24 protein-coding genes are annotated in these 25,867 nt (G+C 58.2%); 13 read left to right on the top strand and 11 right to left on the bottom strand.

All coding sequences use genetic code 11. From position 1 onward, the window contains the following. Positions 1-10: 10 nt before the first annotated feature. Complete coding sequence (locus HYP802_RS24150; protein WP_013949914.1) at positions 11-2,158, bottom strand: EAL domain-containing protein; 2,148 nt, start codon at positions 2,156-2,158, stop codon at positions 11-13. Positions 2,159-3,381: 1,223 nt separating this feature from the next. On the opposite strand from HYP802_RS24150, the gene HYP802_RS0121855 reads away from it, so the two are divergent. Genes HYP802_RS0121855 through HYP802_RS0121810 form a run of 10 tightly spaced genes read left to right on the top strand, consistent with a single transcriptional unit; the run spans position 3,382 to position 12,475 of the window. Continuing rightward, positions 3,382-5,718 carry a methyl-accepting chemotaxis protein gene (locus tag HYP802_RS0121855; RefSeq protein ID WP_024276536.1) on the top strand — a complete coding sequence of 779 codons (2,337 nt, stop codon included), beginning with the start codon at positions 3,382-3,384 and terminating at the stop codon, positions 5,716-5,718. Further along, entirely contained in the window at positions 5,718-6,140 is a 423-nt protein-coding gene (locus HYP802_RS23090) for an STAS domain-containing protein (protein ID WP_013949911.1), read from the top strand. Before HYP802_RS0121855 ends, HYP802_RS23090 begins: the two co-directional genes overlap by 1 nt. Next, positions 6,137-6,502, top strand: a complete 366-nt coding sequence (locus HYP802_RS0121845) for a response regulator (RefSeq protein WP_024276535.1) — start codon at positions 6,137-6,139, stop codon at positions 6,500-6,502. Before HYP802_RS23090 ends, HYP802_RS0121845 begins: the two co-directional genes overlap by 4 nt. A 17-nt stretch (positions 6,503-6,519) precedes the next feature. After that, on the top strand, positions 6,520-8,715 hold the full coding sequence (locus HYP802_RS0121840) for a chemotaxis protein CheA (protein ID WP_029671162.1): 2,196 nt from the start codon (positions 6,520-6,522) through the stop codon (positions 8,713-8,715). Between the two features lie 5 nt (positions 8,716-8,720). Next, a complete protein-coding gene (locus HYP802_RS0121835) occupies positions 8,721-9,188 on the top strand; it encodes a chemotaxis protein CheW (protein ID WP_013949908.1) in 468 nt (155 codons plus the stop codon). Beyond that, on the top strand, positions 9,185-10,075 hold the full coding sequence (locus HYP802_RS0121830; protein WP_013949907.1) for a protein-glutamate O-methyltransferase CheR: 891 nt from the start codon (positions 9,185-9,187) through the stop codon (positions 10,073-10,075). The genes HYP802_RS0121835 and HYP802_RS0121830 overlap by 4 nt, the downstream gene beginning before the upstream one ends. Further along, positions 10,072-11,115: a chemotaxis response regulator protein-glutamate methylesterase gene (locus HYP802_RS0121825; protein WP_013949906.1), complete on the top strand. Its 1,044-nt coding sequence runs from the start codon at positions 10,072-10,074 to the stop codon at positions 11,113-11,115. Before HYP802_RS0121830 ends, HYP802_RS0121825 begins: the two co-directional genes overlap by 4 nt. A gap of 12 nt (positions 11,116-11,127) precedes the next feature. Further along, entirely contained in the window at positions 11,128-11,517 is a 390-nt protein-coding gene (locus tag HYP802_RS0121820) for a response regulator (protein WP_013949905.1), read from the top strand. Continuing rightward, entirely contained in the window at positions 11,514-12,056 is a 543-nt protein-coding gene (locus HYP802_RS0121815; protein WP_013949904.1) for a chemotaxis protein CheD, read from the top strand. The genes HYP802_RS0121820 and HYP802_RS0121815 overlap by 4 nt, the downstream gene beginning before the upstream one ends. Positions 12,057-12,079: 23 nt before the next feature. Next, positions 12,080-12,475: a hypothetical protein gene (locus HYP802_RS0121810; RefSeq protein WP_013949903.1), complete on the top strand. Its 396-nt coding sequence runs from the start codon at positions 12,080-12,082 to the stop codon at positions 12,473-12,475. Between the two features lies 1 nt (position 12,476). Here HYP802_RS0121810 and HYP802_RS0121805 read toward each other — a convergent pair whose 3' ends face one another. From HYP802_RS0121805 to HYP802_RS0121770, 8 genes are all read right to left on the bottom strand, one after another. Further along, positions 12,477-13,034 (bottom strand): hypothetical protein, encoded by a 558-nt coding sequence (locus tag HYP802_RS0121805; protein ID WP_013949902.1) that lies wholly within the window; start codon positions 13,032-13,034, stop codon positions 12,477-12,479. Beyond that, positions 13,031-13,486, bottom strand: coding sequence for a hypothetical protein (locus HYP802_RS0121800; RefSeq protein WP_013949901.1), 456 nt, complete (start codon positions 13,484-13,486; stop codon positions 13,031-13,033). The genes HYP802_RS0121805 and HYP802_RS0121800 overlap by 4 nt, the downstream gene beginning before the upstream one ends. After that, on the bottom strand, positions 13,483-13,974 hold the full coding sequence (locus HYP802_RS22675; RefSeq protein WP_013949900.1) for a hypothetical protein: 492 nt from the start codon (positions 13,972-13,974) through the stop codon (positions 13,483-13,485). Before HYP802_RS22675 ends, HYP802_RS0121800 begins: the two co-directional genes overlap by 4 nt. 2 nt (positions 13,975-13,976) lie before the next feature. Beyond that, on the bottom strand, positions 13,977-14,339 hold the full coding sequence (locus HYP802_RS0121790) for a rod-binding protein (RefSeq protein ID WP_013949899.1): 363 nt from the start codon (positions 14,337-14,339) through the stop codon (positions 13,977-13,979). Positions 14,340-14,369: 30 nt separating this feature from the next. Continuing rightward, the gene (locus HYP802_RS0121785) at positions 14,370-14,786 is read right to left on the bottom strand and encodes a hypothetical protein (protein ID WP_013949898.1); all 417 of its coding nucleotides are present in this window, start codon (positions 14,784-14,786) and stop codon (positions 14,370-14,372) included. Beyond that, entirely contained in the window at positions 14,779-15,543 is a 765-nt protein-coding gene (locus tag HYP802_RS0121780) for a flagellar biosynthetic protein FliR (RefSeq protein WP_013949897.1), read from the bottom strand. The genes HYP802_RS0121785 and HYP802_RS0121780 overlap by 8 nt, the downstream gene beginning before the upstream one ends. After that, positions 15,540-17,636, bottom strand: coding sequence for a flagellar biosynthesis protein FlhA (gene flhA, locus HYP802_RS0121775; protein ID WP_013949896.1), 2,097 nt, complete (start codon positions 17,634-17,636; stop codon positions 15,540-15,542). The genes HYP802_RS0121780 and flhA overlap by 4 nt, the downstream gene beginning before the upstream one ends. 184 nt (positions 17,637-17,820) lie before the next feature. Beyond that, entirely contained in the window at positions 17,821-19,218 is a 1,398-nt protein-coding gene (locus tag HYP802_RS0121770) for a UDP-glucose/GDP-mannose dehydrogenase family protein (RefSeq protein WP_348623923.1), read from the bottom strand. Positions 19,219-19,962: 744 nt separating this feature from the next. On the opposite strand from HYP802_RS0121770, the gene HYP802_RS0121760 reads away from it, so the two are divergent. The 3 genes from HYP802_RS0121760 to HYP802_RS0121750 all read left to right on the top strand — a co-directional run bounded on the left by HYP802_RS0121760 (position 19,963) and on the right by HYP802_RS0121750 (position 21,967). Then, positions 19,963-20,145, top strand: a complete 183-nt coding sequence (locus HYP802_RS0121760) for a hypothetical protein (protein WP_024276532.1) — start codon at positions 19,963-19,965, stop codon at positions 20,143-20,145. 246 nt (positions 20,146-20,391) lie between these two features. Then, positions 20,392-20,652, top strand: coding sequence for a hypothetical protein (locus tag HYP802_RS0121755; RefSeq protein WP_013949892.1), 261 nt, complete (start codon positions 20,392-20,394; stop codon positions 20,650-20,652). Positions 20,653-20,815: 163 nt separating this feature from the next. Continuing rightward, complete coding sequence (locus tag HYP802_RS0121750) at positions 20,816-21,967, top strand: ceramide glucosyltransferase (RefSeq protein ID WP_024276531.1); 1,152 nt, start codon at positions 20,816-20,818, stop codon at positions 21,965-21,967. Between the two features lie 71 nt (positions 21,968-22,038). On the opposite strand, the gene HYP802_RS0121745 is transcribed toward HYP802_RS0121750, so the two are convergent. Beyond that, positions 22,039-23,883, bottom strand: coding sequence for an alkaline phosphatase family protein (locus tag HYP802_RS0121745; protein ID WP_024276530.1), 1,845 nt, complete (start codon positions 23,881-23,883; stop codon positions 22,039-22,041). 82 nt (positions 23,884-23,965) lie between these two features. Then, positions 23,966-25,645 (bottom strand): CorA family divalent cation transporter, encoded by a 1,680-nt coding sequence (locus tag HYP802_RS0121740; RefSeq protein ID WP_013949888.1) that lies wholly within the window; start codon positions 25,643-25,645, stop codon positions 23,966-23,968. Positions 25,646-25,867: the final 222 nt, after the last annotated feature.

Raw genomic sequence — 25,867 nt, 5'->3', positions numbered from 1 at the left:
CACGCCGTTCTTAGAGCGGGTTGGCGAACAGCGTCCTGAGCTTCGCCGCAGGCACGGCCCGCGAGAAAAGAAAGCCTTGCGCCTCGACGCAGCCCTCTGCGCGCAGTCGCTCAAGCTGCTGCTCAGTCTCGACGCCCTCTGCGACGCTCGTCATTCCAAGATTATACCCGAGCTGAATGATTGATCTGCGAAGTGTCGCTGACCGCTTGATGTTCGCGACCGCCGACACGAACGACCGGTCGATTTTGATTTTGTCGAACGGAAAGTCCTGCAGATAGCTCAGCGAAGAAAACCCTGTACCGAAGTCGTCGATCGAAAAGCGGACCCCCATCTTCCGAAGCGTTTCAAGCGTCGCAGAAGCCGCGTCACGATCCTTCATCAGGAGCGTTTCAGTAATCTCCAGGATCACACGGGACAGCGGTATATTCTTGGCCGCGTTGGTGACTTTCTCAACAAGGTCCGGCTCGCGAAACTGAGCCGGGGAGATATTGACGGCAACCCAGATGTCATCGGGCCAGAGGCTCGCCTCCGCACACGCGCGCTTCAAAACCCAGTCACCAATTTGGCCGATAAGCCCGCATTCCTCCGCAATTGGGATGAACTCGGACGCAGGAATAATTCCGCGGACCGGATGCGACCAGCGTATCAGAGCTTCGCAACCGACGATGCGCCGCGTCTTGACGTTTACGATCGGCTGGTAGTGAAGTTCGAATTTGCTGTTCGCAATCGCCTCATGCAGTCCCATGATGATCTGGTGACGCTTCTGCAAGCGCTCATGCATCGAATGTTCGAAGAAGCCGAAGCTTCCGCGCCGCACGGATTTTGTCCGGTAAAGCGCCATGTCGGCATTCGTAAGTAGCTTCTCGGCATCGTTCCCATCGGACGGGCCGACCGCGATCCCGATGCTTGTGCCGACGGTGAGCGTATTATCTCCGAGTTCGAAGGGCTCTGAAAACGCCGAAAGGATGCGCTTTGCCAGCGATTCGACTTCTTCGATGGATTGCGGCGCCATCTGAATAATCGCGAACTCATCGCCGCTGATCCGTGCGACCGTGTCGGTATCTCGGACTTCGCTTTTTAACCGTTCTCCGACTGCAAAGAGCAGCGCATCACCGACATGATGGCCGAGAGTGTCGTTGATCGACTTGAAGCGATCGAGATCGAGGCAATGAATGGCGAGCGCCCAGCCGCCCTTGGCTTGCGCAAGTGCCGAGCGCACGCGCTCTTGAAACAGCGTGCGGTTGGGTAGTCCGGTTAGTGCATCCTGATGCTCAAGGCGCCCAATGGTTTCCTGATCGCGTTTGCGTTCGGTAATATCAAAGTGGGAAACGATAAACCCGCCGTCAGTAAGCGGCGTGCTACGGACTTCAAGGCAGGTGCCGTTGGGCCGGCGCCGCTCGAACGCCTGCGCCTCACCTTTCGTCGTGAGATCGAAGCGAGAGCGGATTTGCTTTTCAGTTTCTCCCGGCCCGTATTCGCCGCGCTCGGCATTGAAGCGATAAAGATCCTCAAGAGTAGGAAGACCGCGTTTGAAGAGATCGTCCGGATATTCCAAAAGCTGCTTTTGTCGTTCATTGATCAGCACCATGTGCAGATCGCGATCAAAAACGGTCAGTCCGCCCGGAAAGCTTTCAGCGACAGCCTGCAGCAACACATCATTATTCGGCCGTGCGACGTGGGTTTCAACGGGGGCGGCCGTTTCTGCCTGAAGCGATACAAACCCTATGATGCGTCCGCTCCGGCCCTTGAGCGGCCGAATGGTCGCGTCGACCCAATAGAGAGTTCCGTCCTTGGCTCGATTTTGAATGCGTGAATGCCAAGTTTCACCGCGGTTGAGAACTTCATAAGCCGCGCTCCAGAATGCGCGGGAATGATGGCCTGAACTCAAGATTGAATGGTTTTGCCCCAAGAGCGCATCGCGCGCGTAGCGGCTGATCCGCACGAACGCGTCATTCACATGAATGATGCGACCTTCATTGTCTGTGATCGATACACAGCCGAACGGATCGAGCGCCGACGCCAGCGCTTTGACGTGTCCAGACAGGCTAGGAGGGGCGGCTGCAGTTTTTGCCTTACGGGCCGCTTTCTTAGCCGCAGCAGTTTGCGTACGTTCGCTGGGCTTGAAAGCCGTAACGCCCTTAGCTGCTGAGCCCCGCATCGTCCCGCCCGTTTACATTCTGGCCGAATACTGAACGAAATCCCTTGCGTTCGGATTTCGAGCGGGCCCAACTTTTTCATTTTATGATGCCGACCATGCGTCGGCTCGTCACGTCCACATTATTTTACATTTTGCCAGTTCTGAAACTGACAGACCTCATCTATTCGCATAATTGGTCTTAAATCTCTTAAGGTCCGATTATCTGATTTTCAGTCGAATCAGGTTAGTCATAACTCGTCTGTATACGGATATGTGTTTTGGCATGCTAAAGCCCGCAAATCGCCCGGGCAGATAGAAGGCTGGATCTACAGTAGGTTATTGGCAGCAGAGGCGCGTCGGCGCCATCGTAATGAGCGTAGATGCAAGTGTAACAAATACGTCAATCACTCAGAAGATAGGTCAGCAACTTGGCGATAGAACGTCCAAAAGATCAGAGGCAATTCGGCCGGCGCGCGGTTTTCAAGCCGGGTACCGTCGTGCTTGACGATGGTCAACGTATTGACGGCACCATTCTCGATCTTTCGGAGGGCGGCGCTAAAATTAAAGTGCCGAATCCGAATTTATTGACCGGCGAATTTTTTTTGAAGTGCCGAGCGACGATTTGATTGTCCGATGCCGCGTTATTCGGGTCGACTCCGGTATCGTCGGCCTGCGCTATATCAAGCCGCCGCGCCGATTGTCCTGGGTTAAGAAATAGCGCGCCGCGAGTCGGCAATTGCTTGAAATGATTCAAGGTTTGGCAAATTAGAAATTGTGCCGCGCCGCGAGGTTAAGAGGGTGCTGCAAAAGTCCATTATTGGGGCGGAATTAGAGTTTTGGTGATATCTCGATATTTATTCAATTAATGAGAAATAAATTTACGTCGTAAACGAATTCGATAGCATTGCCGAATACGGTTATCGCACGGCAGCTTGATTAAGCAATCAAAGGCATGACGCCGCGCAGCCGTGTCGGTTTAGATCCGACATGTTCCGGCCTATTCGAGCAGGAACACCCTTTCATGGGCAATGGTCGATTGCGCCCGGCATTTGCCGGTCGTCGCTGCGCATTTTTGGACATCCGAAACGTCATCGCTCGCTCGCGCACGTGGATCGCGGCGAACGAAGTCGCGCGCGCATAGTTCGGTCGCTCCCCACCAAACGAAATTCGTCCTCCCACCGTCAAAGGCGAAAGCCGGTCCATCTCAAAACGAATACGAAAAAATACGAGGAGAGAAGCACGCCATGGTCGTTGAGTATATTAATAGCAAGTGGTCGATGCCCCGTCGGCTTGTGCTAATCGCTTCGGTTTTTCTTATTCCGTCGCTGGCACAACTTTATCTCTATGCAGATAATACGTTCCGGCACATCGGCGCGATCGATCGCGAAATTGAGGGTGCCAAACTCGCGTCAGCCGTTTGGGCGAAGATGCCTACCAGCAAGGACGGAGTGGTGACGGGCCGAGAGAGCGACGAGCTTGCAAGCGCGGCAAAAGCGCTTGGGGTTGGATCGGCGCTGGGCGCTTTCGAAAATGCCAAGACGGTGAGTGAGCAGGCCCACAACGGCTTCGAGCTTTTGGATCAGATCGCAAATGCGTCCGGCCTCGCGACAGACGCGTCTGACGACGGCTTTTACGCCCAGGATATCTTTATTCAGCGCCTCTCGGGCGTGAAGCAGGCAGTCGTCGAATTGCAGGACACGCTCTCGACGCCGGCCACCGCGGGCGATCAAACCGATCTGGCGATGAATTATGCCGTGCTGTCACGCACCAACGCCAAGTTGAAGGCCTCGTTGCGCAAGCTATTTGGCGAGGATGCAACGGGCGAACTCAAGCGCACCATTGGGGATGAGCCTGCACAGCTCGTGGCGAAGCTTGACGGCATTGCCGCGCAGATCAAAGCTGCGAACTATCAGCGTACGGCACTGGGCGGCGCGTTCCAAGCTTCTCTGTCTGATGCCAACGACATGATCGGAGCGGTAGCGAGTTCGCTCGGTGACACCTTCCTTCAGATTGCCCAGCGGCGCGTGAACGCTGAATCGGGCGCGCTCTACTGGACGCTTGGCCTTCTGGTATCGGCAACGATCCTCGCAATCGTTCTGGTTGCTCTCATTTCGAAGGGAACGTCGCTCCGGCTTTCTAATCTCGTCCGCTCCATGGAGCAGCTGAGCCACAAGGACCTGAGCGTAAGCATTCCTTACCTCTCTGACACCAACGAGAACGGCAAGATCGCCGGCGCCCTGGCGCGCTTCAAGGAAGCGTTGCTGGAAAACAAATCGATGACGGATTCGATTGTTTCGGCGGCCAAGGAACAGCAGGAACAGAGCGAGCACTACGCCCGTGAGCACGAGCGCTTCATGGCTGCATTTACCTCGGCGGCGGAACGTATTGCGAGCGGAGATTTCGCGCATCGCATTACGGAGAATGTTATCAGCGAGTACGAAGCCATCATCAACCAAATGAACCTGATGATGGGTCAACTCGAAGCGGCTCAATCTGGAAAGCTCGAGGCTGAGAACCAGATCAACGTCGTTGTTGCATCTCTCGGAACGGCGCTTTCCGAGCTTGCCGACGGCAATCTTGAAACGACGGTTTATGCCGAATTCGCTCCGGAATTCGAAAAGCTGAAGCGAGACTTTAATACGGCAGCCTCGCAGCTCAAGAGTACGATCGAACTCGTGAAAAAGGGCGCCAGCAGCATCAGAATCGGCACTGAAGAAATTTCGCAAGCGTCCGATGACTTGTCGCGTCGCACCGAAAACCAGGCGGCAAGCCTTGAAGAGACAGCAGCCGCGGTCAAGGAAATCACCGATACCGTCGGCAAGACGGCACAAGGCGCGACGCATGCTCGCGATACGGTTTCCGTCGCAAAGTCGGATGCCGAAAAGAGCGGCGAGGTTGTTCGCAAAGCCATCGCTGCAATGAACGGCATCGAGACGTCCTCCAAGCAGATCAGCCAGATCATCGGCGTCATCGACGAGATCGCATTCCAGACCAATCTTCTCGCGCTCAACGCCGGCGTCGAGGCGGCGCGTGCAGGTGATGCTGGTCGGGGATTCGCTGTCGTTGCTTCGGAAGTCCGCGCTCTGGCGCAACGGTCCGCCGAGGCTGCGAAGGAGATCAAGGGATTGATCTCCGCGTCGACCGGCCAGGTCGCTCAGGGCGTCCAATTGGTCGGTGAAACCGGCCAGGCTCTGACGCGCATCGTTTCGCAGGTCGGAGAAATTAACGAGATCGTCACGGGAATCGCGGCAAGCGCTAACGAGCAGGCGCACGGTCTCGAACAGGTCAACACGGCCGTCAACGAGATGGATCAAGTCACCCAACAGAACGCGGCCATGGTCGAGGAAGCAACGGCTGCCACACAGACGCTCGCCCAGCAGACGGAAGAGCTGGTGCGTCTCGTCAGCCGCTTCCGGACGGGTGCAGACACGGTTGTCGAATTGACGCCGCGTCGCGAGCAGCAGCAGCCAAAGCCGGCCGCTCGTCTTGCGCAGGCCGCCGCAAAAATGAAAGCCGCCGCCGGTGGCGGTAGCCGTCACAGTGTAGCCGCAGCAGCTGATGCGGGCTGGGAGGAATTTTAATGGCACGAAAGAGGGCACAACCGGCACGCGCGAAGGCCGCTAAAGCCGGCCAGCGCAAAGCACCGGCAGCGAAAGCGACGCAAGGGGCGGTGCTGAGCGAGGAGACGGAAACGTCGGTCGCAGCTCTTCCCGAAGCAACGATTCCTGAGCCATTGGTGCTGCCGGAAACACTCGATTCGGCGTGTGCGATGTCGGTGAGAAACATGCTGTTGGAACGCCGCGGTTCGCCGTTGGTCATCGATGCCGGGCAGGTGCGCCGAACGGGTATGCAGGCCGTCCAGATCTTGATCGCGGCAGCAAGGACTTGGCAGGCTGACGGGCATAGCTATGCAGTAACGAATCCCAGCAGCGAGTTTCTCGACACGATCACACTTGTCGGACTGACGCGCGAGCAGATCTTTCTCGAAGGAATGGCCGGATGACACAGACAATACTCACCGTCGACGACTCTCGAACCATGCGTGACATGTTGCGAATGGCGCTGGCCGAAGCGGGATACAACGTCCTGCAGGCTGAAGACGGTGTCCACGGTCTCGAAGTCCTGCAGACGGCGACACCTGACGTCATCGTCACCGATATCAACATGCCGAAGATGGACGGTTTTGGATTGATAGAAGCCGTTCGCAAGGACAGCCGCTATCGCCGCGTTCCGATTCTCGTCCTGACGACCGAGAGCGATGCCGCCAAAAAGCTGCGCGCTAAGGAAGCCGGAGCCACGGGCTGGATCGTCAAGCCCTTCGAACCCACGAAGTTGATCGCAGCCATTCGGCGCGTCGCGGCATAAAATAAAAGAGAAGTGCAATGACCGTCGATACGATGGCCGCTATCCGCCAGACTTTCTTCCAGGAGTGCGAGGAGCAACTCTCCGAAATGGAGACCGGCCTGCTCGCTATGGACGAGGGCAATGCGGATTCAGAAACAGTCAATGCCGTCTTTCGGGCGGTACATTCGATCAAGGGTGGTGCCGGCGCATTCAAGCTGACTGCGCTCGTACAGTTCGCACACACGTTTGAAACGGCACTCGATCACGTTCGTAGTGGTAAGCTGGCGCCGACGGCGGATGTGATGAAGCCGATGCTCCGTGCCGCCGATGTCCTGGCTGATCTTGTGGAAGCCTCGCGCGACGGCAGAGACATCGACGAATCGTCGTATGCGGCAGTCGCTGCCGAGGTCAAAGCGCTGACGGCCGCCAACGAAGAAGAGGACGTCGAAGAAGTCATAGACTTCCAGCCGTCGGTTATCGCTTTCGAGATGCCGGCCATAGCGACGGAGCCGGAAGCTCCGCCGCTGCACGAATATCTCATTCGGTTTGTGCCGCGCCCCGAGCTTTATGCCAATGGCAACGAAGCGGCGCTCATAATTCGGGAATTATCCCGTCTCGGCAGCATCGAAGTTTCGTGCGATGCAACGGCCGTTCCCGACCTCGAAGCCATCGAGGCCGAAGGTGCCTATCTCACCTGGGATATCAAACTTTCATCGCAAGAACCCATCGAGGCCGTTCGCGAAGTCTTCGAATTTGTCGACGGCGAAGCGGAAATCAACATCGAGACGGATGGTCAGCCCGGCGTTTCCGACGCCGACATAGCTGCGCTGCTCGCCAAGGCGCTTGGAGGCTCATCCGCGTCGGAAGCTGAAGCGCCCGCCGCGGAAATACCGGACGCGGGATTCAAAGCCGCTGTGCCGCAATCGGAACTGCAAGCAAACACGCCTGCAGAGCCGGTCGCCGCGCCTGAACCTGCTCCTCAGGCCGCGCAGGCGACGGAAACCCCAAAAGCGGCTGCCGTTCCGGCCCAGACCACGATCCGAGTCGAGTTCGACCGCGTCGATCGCCTGATCAATCTCGTTGGTGAGCTCGTGATCAATCAGGCGATGCTGTCGCAACGCGTGGTCGAGGCAAACCTCGCAGGATCGTCGTCGATCGTCATCGGCCTTGAGGAGCTCGAGCAGCTGACGCGCGAAATCCAGGAAAGCGTAATGGCGATCCGCGCTCAGCCGGTGAAGCCGTTGTTCCAGCGCATGTCGCGCATTGTTCGCGAAGTAGCGGATGCGACCGGCAAGGAGGTTCGCCTCAAGACGGAGGGCGAAGCCACTGAGGTCGACAAGACGGTTGTCGAGCGACTCGCCGAGCCTCTGACGCACATGATCCGCAACGCGGTGGATCACGGCATTGAATCGCCGGAAGCCCGCATTGCTGCGGGGAAGCCGCCAGAAGGAACCATTCGCTTGAGCGCGGCACATCGCTCGGGCCGGATCGTGATCGAAATATCCGACGATGGTGCCGGTATCGACCGTCCGAAGGTGCGTGCCTCGGCAATCAAGAAGGGCTTGATATCGCCTGACGTGCAACTGTCCGATAACGACATCGACAATCTGCTGTTCTTGCCGGGCTTCTCGACCGCCGCAACCATATCGAGCATTTCCGGTCGTGGTGTCGGCATGGACGTGGTCAAGCGTTCGATCGTTGCGCTTGGCGGGCGCATCGCCATTTCTTCGCGGCCGGGACAAGGTTCGACCTTCTCAATGAGTTTGCCGCTGACGCTGGCGGTCCTCGACGGCATGGCCGTCTCTGTTGCCGGTCAGACGCTCGTCGTGCCGCTCACCGCCATCGTCGAGACGTTGAAGCCGAAGAAGGCCGAGCTTCACGGACTTGGCAAAGACGGCCGGGTGATGTCGATCCGGAACACGTTCGTTCCTCTCATCGACGTAGGCACCCAGCTCGGATTTCGCGATACGCCGGCCGATCCCGAAAACAGTGTCGCGATCCTGGTCGAAACCGACGGCGGCACGCGCAATGCTCTTCTCGTCGATTCGATCCAGGATCAACGCCAGGTCGTCATCAAAAGCCTTGAGACGAACTATGGGACGGTTGCTGGAATCGCAGCCGCAACCATTCTCGGAGACGGCCGCGTCGCGCTCATTCTCGATGTGGACGCCTTGCTTACCAGCTCGTTCGATAACCTTCGAAGCGATGATCTGCGCTACGGGACAGGAGGATAACAACCATGCAAGACGGAAGCTCCCCCGCCAACAACGTCAATCGCGAGTTCGTCGCGTTTCGCGTCGGCGATCAGGAATTCTGTATCGACATTATGGGCGTGCGCGAAATTCGGGGCTGGACGCAGGCCACGCCGCTGCCCCATGCGCCGCCCTATGTTCGCGGCGTCATCAATCTGCGCGGCGCGGTATTGCCGATCGTCGATCTCGCGATGCGCTTCGGACTGGGCCTGACCGAACCTACGCCCCGGAGTGTCATCATTGTCGTTCAAGTCCACCAGCAGGTCATCGGTCTTCTCGTTGACGCCGTGTCGGATATCCTAACGGTCTCCGAAGCTGCAATGCAGCCGACACCGGATATCGCTTCGGGCCTTGCAAAGACGTTTGTGAAGGGCGTGTATCCTGTTGACGGGCGCATGATCAGCATCGTGGCATTGGATTGTGTTCTGCCAATCAGCGAAAAGGCTGCTGCATGACGCCGGAGCCGCGAGGATCTTCTGCGGCGCCGTCAGGCGCCCTCGTGACGGGAGAGTTTGCATTTTCCGATGCAAACTTCCGCGAGATCGCGCGCATCGCCAAGGAAGAAGCGGGTATCGACCTGCCGCAGTCGAAGGCAACCCTCGTTTATTCGCGTCTGGCCAAGCGTCTGCGCGCCCTCGGCATCTCGACATTTTCCGACTATTGCGCCGCTGTTCGTGAAAATGACGACGAGCGCAACAGCATGATCGCTGCGCTAACGACCAACGTCACGCGATTCTTCCGCGAACCCCATCATTTCGAGCATCTCCGCGCTCAAATCATCGCGCCACTGGCCGATGCCGCGCGCCGCGGCAAACGCGTTCGGCTATGGTCGGCGGCCTGCTCCAGTGGCCAGGAACCCTATTCGATGGCTCTGACGGTGCTATCCGTGCTCCCGGAGGCCGCGTCTCTCGATATCCGTATTCTGGCGACCGATCTTAATCCGCACGTCGTCGCTCGTGGTAAGACGGCTTGCTATCAGAAAGAAGAACTGCAGGACATTCCGTCTAACCTTCGGAGCAAGTGGTTCGAAGCGGCGCCTGGTGGCGATAACAGCATCATGCGCGTCGCAGAGGAAGCACGCTCGCTCGTGTCGTTCCGCGAACTCAATCTGATGGGGTCGTGGCCGTTTCACGGACCGTTCGACGCGATCTTCTGTCGAAACGTCGTGATCTATTTCGATCGCGAAACGCAAAGCGCGATCTGGGGACGATTGGCGCGCATGTTGCGAGACGATGGCGCACTTTACATCGGTCATTCCGAACGTGTCGCAGGCCCTGCCGCCGCAGTGCTGATGGCTGACGGCATCACGACCTATCGTAAGAAAGGCGGCAAGACGTCATGAAGAAAGTAAAAGTCCTTGTGGTCGACGATTCATCGACGATGCGAGGGCTAATCGCAACGGCGTTGACCAAAGATCCCGATATCGAAGTCGTCGGGCAGGCTGAAGATCCAATTCAGGCGCGTCAGGCCATCAAAGCGCTCAATCCTGACGTCATCACGCTCGATGTCGAGATGCCTAACATGAACGGTCTCGATTTTCTCGAGAAGATCATGCGTCTGCGGCCGATGCCGGTGATCATGGTCTCGACGCTGACGGGCCGAGGCGCCGATGAGACGATTCAGGCCCTCGAAATCGGCGCCGTCGATTGTATCGAGAAGCCGCGTCCCGGCAACGAGCACAGCTTCGAGGAGCTTCCGTACAAGGTCAAGATCGCGGCGTCAGCGCGTGTCCGTCCGCTCGTCAAATCGGACATCCATGCGCCGGAGGCTTCAAATGCCCGTGCGCCGCATGAGTCCTATCAACCCGATGGCCGCATCGTCGCCATCGGTGCTTCGACGGGCGGCGTCGAAGCGCTCATGGCGCTCCTTTCCCAGTTTCCTGAAAATTGTCCGCCGACCGTCATCACGCAGCATATGCCGCCGACGTTCACGCGCAGCTTTGCAATGCGACTCGACAGGCAGTGTGCGCCGAAAGTTCAAGAAGCGACCGACCGGGCTAAGCTTCTTCCCGGACACGTTTTCCTTGCACCGGGCGGTACGCAGCACCTTGAAATCACGGCGGACCTTCGCTGCCGATTGAAGACTGCCGACCGCGTCAACGGTCACTGCCCATCGGTTGACGTTCTTTTTCAGTCTGTTGCGAAGGCCTGCAAAGCCAACGCAATTGGCGTCATCCTGACCGGCATGGGTAAAGACGGCGCCGCCGGCCTGCTCTCGATGCGCCAGGCAGGCGCAAAGACCTACGGACAAAGCGAGGCCAGCTGCATCGTCTACGGCATGCCCAAAGCCGCTTTTGAAATGGGCGCCGTGGAAAGGCAACTCCCGCTCGATAAATTGGCTTCGGCCATCATTGTAGAAACGTCCAAGTACAAGAATCACTAGGAGGCCTTCACTATGCCTGCAATGCAGCAATTATCGATTCTGGTTGTCGACGATACGTCGGTCAGCCGAGCGCTTCTGACGGACGGACTCGATCAGATCGGATTGAAGTCGTTCAAGGTTGCGAAGGATGGCGAAGAAGGCCTGAAGATGATGATGACGGCACCCTGCCATCTCGTTATCTCAGACTTCAACATGCCGAAAATCGATGGCATTCAGCTTCTTCGCGCGCTCCGCCAGCATGCCCCAACAAGCAAGGTTGGCTTCATTCTAGTGACGGGCAAAGGCGACAAAGCGCTGATTGATGAAGGCAAGAAGTGGGGGCTCAACAACTTTCTCGCAAAGCCCTTTTCGGTCCCGCAATTGAAGACCTGCATCGAGGCCGTGGTTGGTAAGCTGACATGACTACCGCGTCCACGGCGGAAAAGCGGGTCCACATCATCCAGGGCGAGTTCTTCGTCACTGACGACCGCAATGTGATGGTGACGACGATCCTTGGATCGTGTGTGGCGGCGTGCATTCGCGATCCGCTGGCGGGTGTCGGTGGGATCAATCACTTTCTGCTGCCGGGCGAGCTTGGGAGCACGCAGCAGGCCGAACGCATGGGCGTCCATCTTATGGAGCTGCTCGTGAACGGACTGCTGAAAGCCGGCGCACGACGCGATCGCCTCGAAGCCAAGGTGTTCGGTGGGGCACGAACAGTGCGATCACGCTCCGACATCGGCAAGAACAACGCCGACTTCGCGATGCGCTTTCTCAAGGCCGAAGGCATCACCTACGTCGGCGGCAGCACTGGAGGTGCGCAGGGGCGGAGAATTCAGTATTGGCCGGTTTCCGGCCGCGCGCGGCAAATCCTGCTGACTGGGCCGACGGAGATCGAACGGCCGGTGAAACTGCCGGTTGCCTCGCTCGTCGACAATGCTGGCGAACTCGAACTTTTTTAGTGGCACTAAGCTGGGGGATGAAAATGAACAACCACAATGGCGGACTCCAGCAGTCTGTGAACGTGCCCGTTCCCGATGTTCTGCGCACGACGTCCGACGAAGTGCGGATGCTCGCTGGCTCGGCTGCGGATCTTCAGAATTTGATTGGCAATCTCGTCGTCGCCGGCGCATTCGGCGGTTCGCAGTCCATTTACGAACTGCAAAATCTGGACCGGCTTTGCCAGAACCTCGACGCCATTGCCGATTTTCTGAATGGCCTTTCGGAAAGCGCGCTGCCCGCCTGGAAAGTCGATGTCGCAAGCGCCGCCAAGACGATCAAGCTCGCTGATGTCGCCCAGCGGTTGACGGGACAGACGGCCGGTAGCCAGAACGCGACCGGCGATTTTGACGATTTCGATAGCTGGCCGATGCCGCGTTGAGCTAGGCGCCGACGAATTCCCGGGCAGCGTCAAGCGAGGCGAAGCGGCGACGCCCGACGAGCGTGTCGATCTCGATCGAACCGTCGCCGTATTCAAGAAATTCGCGTCCTGCGAGCTGGCCGCCAACAACAGCTTTGGGCGGCGACGGCAGGGGCGGCGGTGTCGGCATTGGCATCGGCGACATGCGAGGCGGTTCGAGGGCCGGTGCCCTCCGAGGCGTTGCGCTAACCTTCGTCAGCGAACGGCCGCGCTCGAGAACCGGGAGAATTTTCATCGAAACGGCAGCGATCAAGATGCTCTGCACGATCGCAAGCGCCATCAATCGGTGAATCCAGATTTCCGGCGAATCGGACCGAAGAGCCGAGCAGCCGATAATAAAGATGCCAACCGAAAGCGCGCCAAGTCCGGCAAAAACAGAGAATGCGGCGAGAGTGCCGCGCCGTCGAACCGATTGCGGTTTGATCCCAAGCTCGACGTCGCGCGTGAGACGGACTTTGAGTTCGGCAGCAGACTTCCGGAAAACGGCATCGAAGCCGAAATCAGTATCAATGGCTGTCATAGTTTTCTCATCATGTCTTGTTTGGAGAGATAGGCCCAACTATCAATCATTACGTCTTTAACGACATCGCGCCCCATGCGCTTGTTCGCGCCGGCGGCCACGTTGTTGGCGAGGTCGTTGATCACTTGTTTGCGCCCGCTCTTCATGTCTTCCGGCGCTTTCTCGTAGATTTGTCGGAATGCTTCGTCCGCCACGAAGGCCTCAGGCTGCACCGTGCTGATCTTCAAGAGGCTTGTGTCGGCGAGGAATTGCAGGCGCGTCACGATGTAACCAAGGACCTCGCCGTTCGACAGCAACGGCACGCTGACCATGCGCGTGCGCATCATTTGATATTGGCCTTGCTCGGTGTTCGTGCTCGCGGCCTTTGCCGCAGCCTTCCACGACATCGCGCCATAAAGGCCGCCGATTGTCGACAGACAGGTGATGAGTGCAAGGACCAGCGATCGGATCACGGGCTACTCCGCATCGGTCCGATATTGCGCGTATATGTGCCATCCGATTCGGCGTTCTGGATCGCATCGGACAGCATTGCCGTGATTTCTTTAACGGCATCAAGATGCAGGCGGATCTTCCGAAGATTGACGGCGAGCTTGCCGCGAAAGACCTGCAATCGCAATTCAAGATCTTCATTGATGTCGTCGCTTTTCAAGCGCCGCATCGCATGATTGAGATCCACGAGGCCCTGGCTCTTGCGATCGTTTGATGTCTTGAGGTCGAAATTGGGCGCCTTGTCGAGGGCGACCGTCTCTTCTTCGACATACCCTTCGATGCGATTAAGTACTGCAAAGACGACGGCGCGTGCGGCGTCGGCATCGTGCATCGGCGGCTGATGTTGTGGCGCATTGCGCCGGTCGCCCCGGGCCTGGTTATTCGTGCGGGCCGCGCCGCCAGCCGGAAACTGAGAAGAGCCGGCTTTATCATTTGCAATGAGCGTGCCCATATCTACTTTCCTTTCGAGCCATCAGGCTCGTGCTTCATTATCATTTGAGCAATTCCGATCGTCCCCGATTTGGACAGCGTCGTCGCCATATGGTCTGCCAGCATGGAACGCCATATCGAACCCGCAGTGCCTTCCCCAAACAACGCTTCGGAATCCTTCGGCAGCCATTCCTCAAGCATCTGTCGGAGATAGAGCGCCTCGAATTGCTGGCCCACTTCCTTGAGCTTTTTCTGCCGTGCGTCGTTCGGCGGGACTTGGGTCGACGAAGTCGCAGTCTGGCCATTGTTCGCCGACGTCAGCCGAACGCTCTGTTTCGCGGCCCAAATAGCCTGATCTGCTGCTGAAACGGGTGGGATGCTCGACATAAAATCATCGTTGGAATGTGTGCGACGGTATCAGGTTGAACGCGGAGACTTACACCGGCCTTGCGCGGCGAGCGATTGCTGGAATTCGAGCAAAGCTTCGAGGTCTTTTTGTTCGGATTTGCGTTCTTCTTCGGCGCGAACATCGGCAAGTAACTCAGATGCGCCGTGGGTGCGGCCAGCCGCTTGCGCATAGCGGCGGACGGCAGCCTCGTGCTCCCTCGCGAGGCGCTGCAGGCGCCGGTCCATATTGCCGATGCTACGCGACATGAGTGCCAGGAACGGTTCGGTTTCGGGCGTCGGATTGGCGACCCGCGCCAGCAAAGCGTCCTGCGCCGAGCGCAAATCGTTGACCTGCCGCGCTAACTCGCCGACCTTGGCTCGCTCTGTCGTCTCGAGATCGCGAAAGAGATCAACGAGACGGCGTACTTTGCTCGATGATCTAGCCATATTGACCGATATTCTGGATAGCTTGAGAGACGAGGGATGCGAAAATTTCCAATACGGATTTGTCGATCTGCAGAAGAATAACGAGACCACCGAGCAGGACGAACGGCGTAGACACGAAGTAGATCGGGATCTGCGGCACCATCTTGTTCAGGAAGCCGAAAGCCAAATTGACCGTGATCGAATAGACGACGAGTGCCGCGCTGAGCTGAATCGTGAGGCGGAAGGCCGTATCGATATTCGAGACGATCAATTGCAGGTTGGGGGGCGAGGCAATCGCCGTGCCGACTTTGAGCCCGACATATGAGTTCTGCAGCATGCGAATGACGTTGATGTGCTGGTCCGTCATAAAGAACAGAGCCACGGCCGGCATCGTCACCATTGAGCTGAAGGGTGACGAGGGATCGTTGTTGTCGACGGAATGCGAGAAGATCGAGCCATAGCCCGCAAGGTTTGCCATCGCCGTCGCCGCAAACTCGAGCGCTAGGAATAGAACGCGCACAAGGAAGCCCAGAAGAATGCCGGTCAGAGTTTCGATGCCGATCAACGAAAGGAGATTGCCGGACGTTTCCGTCGCGGCCGGCTGGACCACGTCAAACACCAAGGGCGTTATCGCAAGCGCGACAGCGATCGCCGCGAAGAGACGAAGCTGCACTGGAATGCGCTCGCTCGAAATGCCGGGCAAGACCATGAAACAAGCGCCGACACGGCAGAATACGATAAACGGAACGAGCAGCGTTTGATGCGTCAGTTCCGTCATGAGATCGCGCCGAGCGACTGGATCTGGACGCCCCGGCTGATTTCCAAATGCGAAAGAACAGGCAGCGTGCCGTAGAGGCGCTCGGTAACGGTATGAACATATGGACGCGTTTCGGCCGCGGTCACGAGCACGAATTGATGTCCGGCATCCATGAGCGGCTGTACGACGCGAGCCAAATCTGTTCCAAATTGCTCGATCAGACGCGGCTCGATATCGAATTCGACGACTTCGCCTTTGGCGTCGCGCTTCAATGCCTGATGGAACGCGAGTTCCCATTTGTTCCCAAGGCGCACGACCTTGAGATAGTTGCCTTCGCTGAGATCGCCGCAAATCTGCGTCGAAAGCCGCATGCGAACATGCTCGGAGATCTGCTCGGCCTTGCGCGTAAACGGCGCGATCTCGGCGACGGCTTCGAGGATGAGATGCAGATTCCGGATCGAAACGCGTTCGGCGAGGAGCATTTTAAGAACGCTCTGCAGTCCGGAATATGAGATTTGCGTCGGGCAGATTTCATCGAGCAGCTTGCGATATTCCGGATCGAGGCGCTCGAGCAGCGCCCGGAGATCACGATATGAGAACAGCTGCGCGAGGCTGTTGCGGATGACTTCCGCCACGTGCGTCAGCAACACCGATGTATTTTCAACCGGCACGAAGCCATCGCGTTTAAGCGCGTTGGTGAATATATCCGGAATCCAGAAGGCCTTCATGCCGAACGCCGGTTCGCGCGTCTCGTCACCTGGGGCTTCCGGCTTCGGACCATCGCCGACGACGACAAGCACGTCGCCGAGACGAAGCTCGGCGCTTGCGACGACCGTGCCGTGAACTTTGATCTGATAGCTTTTCGTCGGCACAGACAGGTCTTCCGAGAGACGGATTTCCGGAACGACGAACCCATATTGCTTCGCGAACTTCCGACGCATCTTGGCGACGCGCTGCGGCAGGTCGCCGGTCGGACGCATAAGAACCGTTGAGATTTGCTTGCCAAAGCAGATCTCGATTTCGGTGGTCTTGAGCTGATCCCGGATGGATTGCCTCGATTGCTCATCGGCCGACGGGACCTGTGCAGCGTCTTTCGCCTGCTCCGCAGTGCGCTCCGCGGCGGCTTTCTGTCGTAGCTGCCCCACGCTGATAAAGGTAAGCAGACCGCCGATGGCTGCAAACGGCAGCAGCGGCAGACCTGGCGCCAACGCGAGGATGGACATGACGCCGCCAGCCACCATCAGCGCGCGCGGATAGTTGCCGAGCTGGCTGACGATGACGCCTTCTGTCGATCCCTGTGTCGCGCCTTTTGAGACCAGAAGGCCGGCCGCGAGCGAAACGATGAGAGCCGGCATCTGCGTGACGAGGCCGTCGCCGACGGACAACTTGACGAAGGTGTCGACGGCATTTTCAAACGGCATGTCGTGTTGCGTTATGCCGATGATGATACCGCCGAAGATATTGACGGCCGTAATGATGAGGCCAGCGATGGCATCACCGCGCACGAACTTCGAAGCGCCGTCCATGGCGCCAAAAAACTGGCTTTCCTCTTCCAGTTCCTTGCGTCGGCGGATGGCTTCTTTTTCGTCGATCGAGCCGGACGACAAGTCGGCGTCGACGGCCATCTGCTTGCCGGGCAGCGAGTCGAGGGTGAAACGCGCGCCGACTTCGGCGATACGCGTTGCGCCCTTGGTGATGACGACGAAATTCACCGTCACCAGAATGATGAAGACGATGATGCCGATAACGAAATTGCCGCCCATGACGAACTGAGCAAAACCGGCGATCACGTGTCCGGCCGCACCTGGCCCCTCGGCGCCCTGCGAAAGAATAAGCCGGGTCGTCGCAACGTTGAGCGACAATCGCAGCAGCGTCGCGATAAGAAGAATCGTCGGAAACGCCGAGAACTCCAGCGGACGTCGTATCCACAACGAAACCATCAAGATGACAATGGCCAGCGCAATCGAAAGCGCCAGCCCCAGGTCCATCATGAAGGCAGGGAGCGGCAGAAAGAGAATGGTCAGGATGCCGACGATGCCGACAGCCAAGCCGGCATCGCGCTGACCCAAGCCTAAATCGATGCCACCCTGAGCAGCGGTTTTCGTCGCAGCCATGAAAAGAGACCCCTCGCGCTTTGGGGCGAGCTTCCTACCCGAAGCTTGCGCGAGGTCGTCATCGGATCACGGACAGCGGAGAAAAATACAAAAATTCCGGAAATTCCGGCCGCGTCAATGGGATGACTCAGCCGATCGCGGAGAGTGACATCCGCAACTCAAGGCGCGTCGGACGCCGGGGCGCCTATTTTGCGGCTTGTGCGGAATGCAGGTCCGCAGACAGCGGTCGCGGCTGCGGTTCGGATATCTCGGCTGCGGCGTTCCCTCGGCCGATGCCGGAATAATTGAAGCCGAGGCTACGCGCCGTTTCGGCGTCGATCGCGTTTCTGAGGTCAACGATGGTATTGCCGGTCATGCGCGCTTTGATGGCCTCAAGATTGAGTGCGCGGTACTCATTCCATTCGGTGACGACCACCAGGATGTCGGCGCCTTCGGCCGCCTCGTTCGCGTTCTCACACCAGGTGATGCCCGGAAGCAGAGGCTCCGCTTGGCGCCGCCCTTGCGGATCGCACGCTCTGATCGTTGCGCCACGCTCCTGCAACATCGGCACGATGACAAGGCTTGGTGCATCGCGCATGTCGTCGGTATTGGGTTTGAACGTCAGCCCAAGCACCGCAATCGTCTTGCCGCGCACTGATCCACCAGCGGCTTCCTCGATACGGATGGCCATCGCCAGCTTGCGCTCATGATTGACACGTTCGACCTGCTCGATGATGGAGATCGGCGCCTTGAATTCCCGCGCAGTTCGGATCAACGCCGAGACGTCTTTCGGGAAGCAGGACCCGCCATAACCCGGCCCCGGATGCAGGAACTTATCGCCAATGCGACGGTCCTTGCCGATAGCCGATGCAACCTCCTGCACGTCGGCTCCCACGCTCTCGCACAGATCGGCAATTTCGTTGATGAAGCTGATCTTGAGCGCCAGGAAGGCGTTCGCCGCGTATTTCGCGAGCTCAGCCGATTCGCGTTCGACGAACATGACGGACGAACCGCGCAGTGCCAGAGGCTTATAGAGGCGTCCCATAACCTCGCGCGCACGCTCGTCGTCGGTCCCGACCAGAACGCGATCGGGATGCGTGAAGTCCTGGATCGCCGATCCTTCGCGCAAGAATTCCGGATTGGAGCAGACGGCCACATCGGCGTCCGGACGCTTGGCTTTGAGACGGCGTTCGATTTCGCGGCTCGTTCCGACGGGCACCGTCGATTTCGTCGTCACGACAGTGAAGTCTTGAAGGTATTGCGCTGCTTCCTCGACGGCCGTGAAGACATAGGAGAGATCGGCGTATCCGTCGCCCCGGCGCATCGGCGTGCCGACAGCCAGAAAGACGACATCGGCGTCGGCGACAGCTGGACCCAGCTTGTCCGTAAATAGCAGGCGTCCGGCCTTGATATTTCGCTCCATAAGATCATCGAGGCCGGGTTCATAGATCGGGGAGCGCCCAGCTTTGAGATCTGCCAGCCGGTCCGGATCTTTGTCGACGCAGGTGACCATCCAGCCGAAATCGGAAAAGCACGCCGCCGAAACAAGACCGACGTAGCCCGCTCCAATCATACAGATCTTCATAGTCGCAATCCCTCGTATCCCACAGGGACGATATTCCACCAAACGGCGAACACCGCCAGCCTATATTTCCGGCGAACGGGCTGCATTCTGACGGGTTGGTAAAACCGCGCTATATCATTGCGTTATGACGCTAAGCTCGATGCTGAAAAAAAGTCGCAAGCTCCGTGCATGGCGCTTATTCATCGGCACGGTTCTAAGCAATGCACGTCTTCTTATTTGATCCGGCGTGCCGAACAGCGTCTTATGGCTCTTGCGGGCACGATTGGCGTGCTTGCCGCGGTGATTTCGATGAGACTTGCGCCGCGTCATCAAACGCTAAGCTCCACGACTCACTCGTGGGCTCCGCCACTGGAGACCGCTATGAAACAGACGAACCTTGACTGTCTTTCTCCTCGCGAAACGACGATGAACGTCGGTTGTCGGATGAGCTGTTGTCTCTGCCGCTGTTGAGCGCGCAAAACCGCTCCGAAACCTGCGTTTTTATTCCCCAATCGCAATCGTTCAGAGGACGCTGGCCACTGCCGGCGCACAAAAAGACATGTCAAAATCATACGTCATCGAAGTTGGAGACGATCAAGCCGGTCTAGTCATTCGCGAGGACGGAGAACGCGAATACCTCTTTCACTCAGCTTTGGCGGCATACGACGCCCTTGAGGGACGCCGCTTCGCCAATCCGTTTCTGGCAGAAAGAGCAGCTATCGCGCACGCATCGGCCCGGCGCCAGTTTCGAGGCCGGGCAGCTGCTGCGAGAGGCGTCGGGCTATGACGGAAAAGCGATATCGCATCGTTGCACCAGAGCATGAGCAAGATTTCTCGCGCCACCGGCCGGGAACTCGCGTTCGCGGCAACGAAAGGCCCTCGTTGATCGTCGCAGCGTCACGCGATGAACCGTTGCCGGAGCCCCTGTCTGAACTCGCGCCCGTCGGCCCATCGCCCGATTTCTAGGCGGATTCTGAAGCTCAGACCGTAATGTTTTTTCGCTCCCTGGACCTGATCGCCGTTTCCGCGAACAGGACTTGAGACCGGCGGTGCCAACTCGGCGCTGCCGGTCTCCTTTTCTCCGAGTTGAGATCAACCGCGACCAGACGTCGTCTGCGTGACGATCTCGTCCCAGCCGTCATTGACTGGTATCAACCCCTTCCTGGCGGCGCGGGTGTTAGCTGCAGGCTGGTGAAGCCTGGGAGAGGAATCATGGACGATCATTTCTGGCCTTCAATGTATCCGGGCCTGATTGTGGGCATTCTCTACGGTTTGTCGCTTCGCGGCGTGTCAAACACTGTTATCGCAGCGATCGGCGGCGTTATCGGCGCGGCGATCGCCTACGAAGGGCTTTTGGCTGCCAACTTGAATGACGGCTTGCCCGGTGTGATCGGCCTTTGTGCGGCGGCCTTTGTTGGCGCCTACTTGTCGACGACTGCCGTGCGCCGCATGGCCAACCCGCCGAAATCATAAATCTTGCAGCGCGCAAACTGTTCGTAGTTCACGCGACAAAAGTGTGGATGAGCTACAACTTTAGGGCATTCTTATTGGATGTCGCAGAATTGTCGTGCAACCGTCGTCAATGTTTCAATGAATCTTGAAATGCAGCGGGTTCATTCTTGTCGACGGAGGAGCTATGGCCGATCTCGTGACGACGGCGGCTCTTGTCTTCTGCATCTTGGCGGTGTCCACCCACCTTTTGACTGTCGCCTTGACACTCTACCGCGTTTCGGCGCCACGCAGCCGATCGCGCGCGACAAATGTTGAGCCGGTCAGTATCGTTCGTCCGGTTTGCGGTGTCGATCATTTCGATGAAATGACATTGCGTTCGACGTTCGAACTGAAAGCCTCGGACTATGAGATTATATTTTGCGCCGCTCGCGAGGATGATGCGGCCGTACCGCTTGTTCGCAAGCTGATCGCCGAACACCCGCATATCCAAGCCCGCCTGCTGATCGGCGATGATCGGCCTACCAGCAATCCTAAGCTCAACAACATCGTCAAAGGATGGGCCGCCGCACGCCATCGGTGGATCGTTCTGGCGGACAACAACGTCCTGATGCCTGCGCACTACCTCGACGATCTGTTCCAGAGTTTCACGCCGGGTGTGGGCCTCGTCTGTTCGCCGCCCATAGGAAGTCGACCGATCGGCTTCTGGGCTGAACTCGAATGCGCATTCCTCAACACCTATCAGGCTCGCTGGCAAAGCGCGGCCGATACGATCGGATTCGGATTTGCTCAGGGCAAATCGATGCTTTGGCGCCGCGATATCCTCGACGATGCTGGTGGCATCGAAGCATTGGGCGCCGAGATCGCCGAAGACGCTGCCGCCACCAAGATCGTGCGCTCTCATGGTCTTGACGTCAGGCTCGTCGATCGCCCGTTCGAGCAGCCCCTGGGCCTGAGAACCAGGGCTCAAGTCTGGGATCGGCAAGTGCGCTGGGCCCGACTGCGCCGTGCAACGTTCCCGTTGTTCTATGCGCCGGAAATACTTTCCGGCTGCACTCTGCCTGCCGCCGCTGCTGCCGTCGCCGCAACGGCCTTCGACGTTGATCCGTTAATGGCACTCACAGGGATGCTGTCGATTTGGTTGGGTGCCGAAGTTTTGCTGGCGCACGTTGCGGGCTGGCATCTGCGGTGGCATTCGCCATTCACGTGGCTGCTGCGTGATGCGCTTTTGCCTGTGCTCTGGGTCGAGGGCTGGGTGGGAGATACCTTCGTTTGGCGCGGCAACGATATGAGCGTTGCCGAGCAGGACCGCGAACTCGCGGTTACCAACAAGATCTAAGCCAGACAGTTCGGAGCCCAGTCTGAAGCGGACCCTATCGCGGCTTGCAAGGCCGGGCGTTTCAGATGCGTTCACTTATGGGTGTCGGCGATGGTCGCATCCGGATGCAAGCCGACCGTTCGTCCAGGAAAGCCCGCGGCGTCGAAATACTTCGTATCGCCCGCAACCTGATAATTCAGGATCGTGCGAAGGCCTGAAGTAGATGGCGCTGACGCCAGCGTCTTGCGCTCCCACTGCGGCGTCGCACCGTTCGGAAACGCTTCGATGAGCGGCCTGCCGACCAATTTTCCATGGCTCGTGGGCAGCAATCCAAGGATCGCAATGATCGTCTTGCCGATGTCGGCATTGCTGGCCGGCGCCTCGTCGACAAAGCCCTCTTTGAAATCAGGGCCGATCGCCGCCATGAAGTTCTCGGTATCGCCCCGGTTGAAGCTGCCGTGCATGCCCTGGCCCTGCTGCAATTCGGTATCGGAGACCACCACCGCGCACGTCGCCGGCTCCGAGCAACCGGTCGAGAAGCTCTTGAAGTTGACGACGATCGAGGGTCTGAGCATCAGTGCCGCGCCTTTGAGATTGACGGCGCTCAGCGGCAGTGTTCCCGCAAAGCTGCCGAGGTCATCCTCGACGAAGATGCCGCTGACGTAATCTTGCGCCATCAGGGCGTCGATCGTCTTTTGAACGAGCTCCCGGTCGCCGCTCGGAATATAGATGAGATCCGAACCGCCGTTGGCCGCGACGATCACGTTCGGAGCATTCGGATCCTTGCCGATGTAGCCATTGCCATCGACCGGATGCGTTCCCTGCGCGACATTGGCATTGCCTTCGTCCGGATCATAAAGCGGCATATCGAGTGCTTTCGCGAGGTCGATTGCGAGGAACCCAGGCGGCAACAGCGAAGGCGGCACATTCGGATAGGTGGCCTTCGCAGCTTCGCTCGTTTGGCTCTGCTTCGAGATCGTCGAGAAGCCGTGGTCCGACGAGATGATGATGTTTGTCGTATCAGCGAGCCGGAGCCGATCGAGCGTGCGCCGGATCATGGCCAGATTGGAATCGGCATTGCTAATGGCCGCCATCGACGTCGGACCGTTAATGCCCGGTTCGACCCGCAGGAAACTGTCGCCTTGATTGTGCTGCGTCCCGTCGGGATCGCGCGACCAGAACACGATGACGAACGGTTTGCCGTCCTCCTTGAATTTCGGCAGCACAACTTTCGTCAAGGCCTGCACGAAATAACCTTGCTGGACGATGTTGGCGTCTTTTGTGCCCGGCGTTTTGAAATCGCCATGGTCTTTGTTGGTCAGACGGCTTGGAGCTTCGGTCGGCAGCCCGTACGCCTTTAGACCTTCGCTGACCCAAGGAGCGAGCGGAATTCCGACCGATCTACCCGTCGCATCGTCGATGATGACGCTTTCGGCGCCACCGCGCGAGGTGTGATCGAATACGGCCGTCGGGCCGATCTTGCCGATTGCGGCCGTGTTGAAGCCGGAGCGATGGGCAACGTGCAAGATGGTCTCTTCGTCGATGAAATTGCCGCCGAAGTGGTCGTCGATGTCACCGATAACGCCATCGCTTTCGATGAACGACAACCGCGCCGACTTTGCCGAGCGAATGATAAAACCGGCATACATGACGTTGCCGAACACACCGGTATCGCCGAGGTAATGTCCTGTCGCCATGCCACTGGAATTTGGCATCGTGAACGTCGGAAACAACGAGTGGCTGTTGACGAAGTTTACGCCCTTGTCGCGCACATCGGCAAACGTCGGCGCCGTCTCAGATGTGACGATCTTCCGCCGCAAGCCGTCGGGAACGAAAAGAATGACGTTGTGCTTTGGTGCATCGGCGTGGGCCGGCGCGATGCTGAGAAGCACCGCAAGGCACAAGCATGCGCGCAAAAGAATCTGCTTCGGCACCATATTGAAGTCGTCCCCTCTAAGCGAAAGATGCGCTTGTCCATTGCCTAGATGATGGAAGCGACGTCCCTCTGACATTCCCCGTTCAAATGCGCGTCTTACGGCGAAGCCTGGGAAACCAGTTCGCCGAGCCGTCGGACAGCGATTCCATCATGTCCGACAAGGCGCGCGATTTAGCGATTGTAATCAGCGTCAGCAGGATGGTCGGCACAAGCACTGCAGAAAATGCCACCAATCGCCATGGCGTCGATTGATTGGCCCAATCGAGCAGGTTCATACCGAGAAAGCCGGTGACGGTGGTGCCGACAAGTCCGAGCGTCGTAACAACGGTCAGTCGCGTAACGGTATCGCTCTGACGGCGCATAGCCTCGTTTTCCAGGAACTCGCTCATCTCCTGAATTTCCTGCCGAATGTCGTCGTAGAGGCGGTCAATATCGAGATGGCGGCGGCACAATGCAAAAATATCGTGTGCCTGCGTCTGATTGCTGACCGAGTGAAACCAGTAGCGATGCGTGAAGCGCAGGAAGGTTTGCAGCGCCCGCCGGGACGCTGCTCTGAACGCAAGAATCGCGCTCTTGTTGTTAGCATCGAGACGGCTCATCGCTCCGGTCAGATGATCGGAGAACATCAGCAGCGATGCCTTGTGGAAGTGCGCGATCAGAAAGACGAGGAAGTGCTCATGCCGGAAGCTGTTGAGGCAGCCATGGTTGGGGTCGACGAAGAATGGGTTGTCGGCGCTGCCCGTCACGACAAGGGCATGACCGCACGACATATAACGGCTCTGCGGCCACTCAATCTCGTTGTGCTGTCCGAAGTAACGATCGTAGCAATACCGCTCTTCGAAATCTTCAAGGTGGCGCTGGGAGAATGGCAACTCCGAGCAGTCGCCTGGACCGGATGCAAAAGCGAGGCGGACGTAATCGGCGCGCGTCAGCTCGCTGCCGGCTTTCACGGCAATAAGCGCCATTTGCGGCATGCGATAATATTCGAGCTGCTTGTAGCGCAACGCACCCGGGTGATCGGAATGATGCGGCACCAGCGGATGCAGCAGATATTGCCAATGCGCAGCAACGCGGGCCGCGCGCTTCGCGCAAACCTGCGCCAGAAACTTGTCGCGATCCTCATAATCGGAGGCGGCCAGGACGTCACCATGGCTTGAAAGAAATTCGACCTTCACTGGGCAATGTCCGGCAACGCCCGTGTCCTTCTCCCAATAGGCTGGATGCGTTCGTCCCAGTCGGAACATCACGTCTTGAACGTCGGAGAGTCCGATGTCTTCGGAATAAAGCTCTAACGCCAGGATCGCGACATCGATTTCGAAGAAGAAATACAAATCGACGTGAGCCACCTTGAGTTCGATCGGGGCAGCGCCGGGCGTGAGCTGCACGCTCACGGCCGCTACATCGGTACGCCGGAAGGTTTTGACCGGACTTTCCGATGACACCGATCCCGGCGATCTGCCAATTCGTCCGCCGTAAAGGAAGCGCTGGACCGGCGGCAGGAAGGTCACGAACTCATTGTAGTGACGCTCCTGAAAATCTTTCGGATCGCACGTGAACTCGTCATCGACCTCTTTCCACGGATTGTCGGGGCCGAGCTTCGAAAGGATCGCCGCGAAGTCATGATGAGACGGCTCAGGATTGGGCGGCATCAACTCGACCGGCCATATCAGGATCTGCCGGAACTGTCCGATGCGGGTGTCGGCTGAAGCGCGTGGTGCAATCCCCGACCCGGACGCAGTTTCGGAACGGACTTCATCAAGCATGAGAGCCTCGGCTTGCTATCGAATTGCGCCACAGAGCAGCTTCGAAATCGAGTTCCCTTCAACGCGCCTCTCACCATTGCCCCATGTCCATGACGGTTATGCGACATATATGAAATATATGGGGAATTTCGCGTTTGTTCGGGCCTGTGAAGCTCTGGCATCCAATAACCAGGGGCATCGAAGCGCTGATGACGGATGAGTTCACATCGTATATTTGCGCCC

The organism is Hyphomicrobium sp. 802 (genome assembly GCF_000526135.1).
GTDB lineage: Bacteria > Pseudomonadota > Alphaproteobacteria > Rhizobiales > Hyphomicrobiaceae > Hyphomicrobium_B.
Note: the sequence above shows the minus strand (reverse complement) of the source record. Positions and strands in the feature narration are given on the sequence as shown.

What these genes read in the sequence shown, in the direction of transcription:
- HYP802_RS24150 (WP_013949914.1), bottom strand. Translation starts at nt 2,158, where the DNA reads ATGCGGGGCTCAGCAGCTAAGGGCGTTACGGCTTTCAAGCCCAGCGAA.
- HYP802_RS0121855 (WP_024276536.1), top strand. Translation starts at nt 3,382, where the DNA reads ATGGTCGTTGAGTATATTAATAGCAAGTGGTCGATGCCCCGTCGGCTT.
- HYP802_RS23090 (WP_013949911.1), top strand. Translation starts at nt 5,718, where the DNA reads ATGGCACGAAAGAGGGCACAACCGGCACGCGCGAAGGCCGCTAAAGCC.
- HYP802_RS0121845 (WP_024276535.1), top strand. Translation starts at nt 6,137, where the DNA reads ATGACACAGACAATACTCACCGTCGACGACTCTCGAACCATGCGTGAC.
- HYP802_RS0121840 (WP_029671162.1), top strand. Translation starts at nt 6,520, where the DNA reads ATGACCGTCGATACGATGGCCGCTATCCGCCAGACTTTCTTCCAGGAG.
- HYP802_RS0121835 (WP_013949908.1), top strand. Translation starts at nt 8,721, where the DNA reads ATGCAAGACGGAAGCTCCCCCGCCAACAACGTCAATCGCGAGTTCGTC.
- HYP802_RS0121830 (WP_013949907.1), top strand. Translation starts at nt 9,185, where the DNA reads ATGACGCCGGAGCCGCGAGGATCTTCTGCGGCGCCGTCAGGCGCCCTC.
- HYP802_RS0121825 (WP_013949906.1), top strand. Translation starts at nt 10,072, where the DNA reads ATGAAGAAAGTAAAAGTCCTTGTGGTCGACGATTCATCGACGATGCGA.
- HYP802_RS0121820 (WP_013949905.1), top strand. Translation starts at nt 11,128, where the DNA reads ATGCCTGCAATGCAGCAATTATCGATTCTGGTTGTCGACGATACGTCG.
- HYP802_RS0121815 (WP_013949904.1), top strand. Translation starts at nt 11,514, where the DNA reads ATGACTACCGCGTCCACGGCGGAAAAGCGGGTCCACATCATCCAGGGC.
- HYP802_RS0121810 (WP_013949903.1), top strand. Translation starts at nt 12,080, where the DNA reads ATGAACAACCACAATGGCGGACTCCAGCAGTCTGTGAACGTGCCCGTT.
- HYP802_RS0121805 (WP_013949902.1), bottom strand. Translation starts at nt 13,034, where the DNA reads ATGACAGCCATTGATACTGATTTCGGCTTCGATGCCGTTTTCCGGAAG.
- HYP802_RS22675 (WP_013949900.1), bottom strand. Translation starts at nt 13,974, where the DNA reads ATGGGCACGCTCATTGCAAATGATAAAGCCGGCTCTTCTCAGTTTCCG.
- HYP802_RS0121790 (WP_013949899.1), bottom strand. Translation starts at nt 14,339, where the DNA reads ATGTCGAGCATCCCACCCGTTTCAGCAGCAGATCAGGCTATTTGGGCC.
- HYP802_RS0121785 (WP_013949898.1), bottom strand. Translation starts at nt 14,786, where the DNA reads ATGGCTAGATCATCGAGCAAAGTACGCCGTCTCGTTGATCTCTTTCGC.
- HYP802_RS0121780 (WP_013949897.1), bottom strand. Translation starts at nt 15,543, where the DNA reads ATGACGGAACTGACGCATCAAACGCTGCTCGTTCCGTTTATCGTATTC.
- flhA (WP_013949896.1), bottom strand. Translation starts at nt 17,636, where the DNA reads ATGGCTGCGACGAAAACCGCTGCTCAGGGTGGCATCGATTTAGGCTTG.
- HYP802_RS0121760 (WP_024276532.1), top strand. Translation starts at nt 19,963, where the DNA reads ATGACGGAAAAGCGATATCGCATCGTTGCACCAGAGCATGAGCAAGAT.
- HYP802_RS0121755 (WP_013949892.1), top strand. Translation starts at nt 20,392, where the DNA reads ATGGACGATCATTTCTGGCCTTCAATGTATCCGGGCCTGATTGTGGGC.
- HYP802_RS0121750 (WP_024276531.1), top strand. Translation starts at nt 20,816, where the DNA reads ATGGCCGATCTCGTGACGACGGCGGCTCTTGTCTTCTGCATCTTGGCG.
- HYP802_RS0121745 (WP_024276530.1), bottom strand. Translation starts at nt 23,883, where the DNA reads ATGGTGCCGAAGCAGATTCTTTTGCGCGCATGCTTGTGCCTTGCGGTG.
- HYP802_RS0121740 (WP_013949888.1), bottom strand. Translation starts at nt 25,645, where the DNA reads ATGCTTGATGAAGTCCGTTCCGAAACTGCGTCCGGGTCGGGGATTGCA.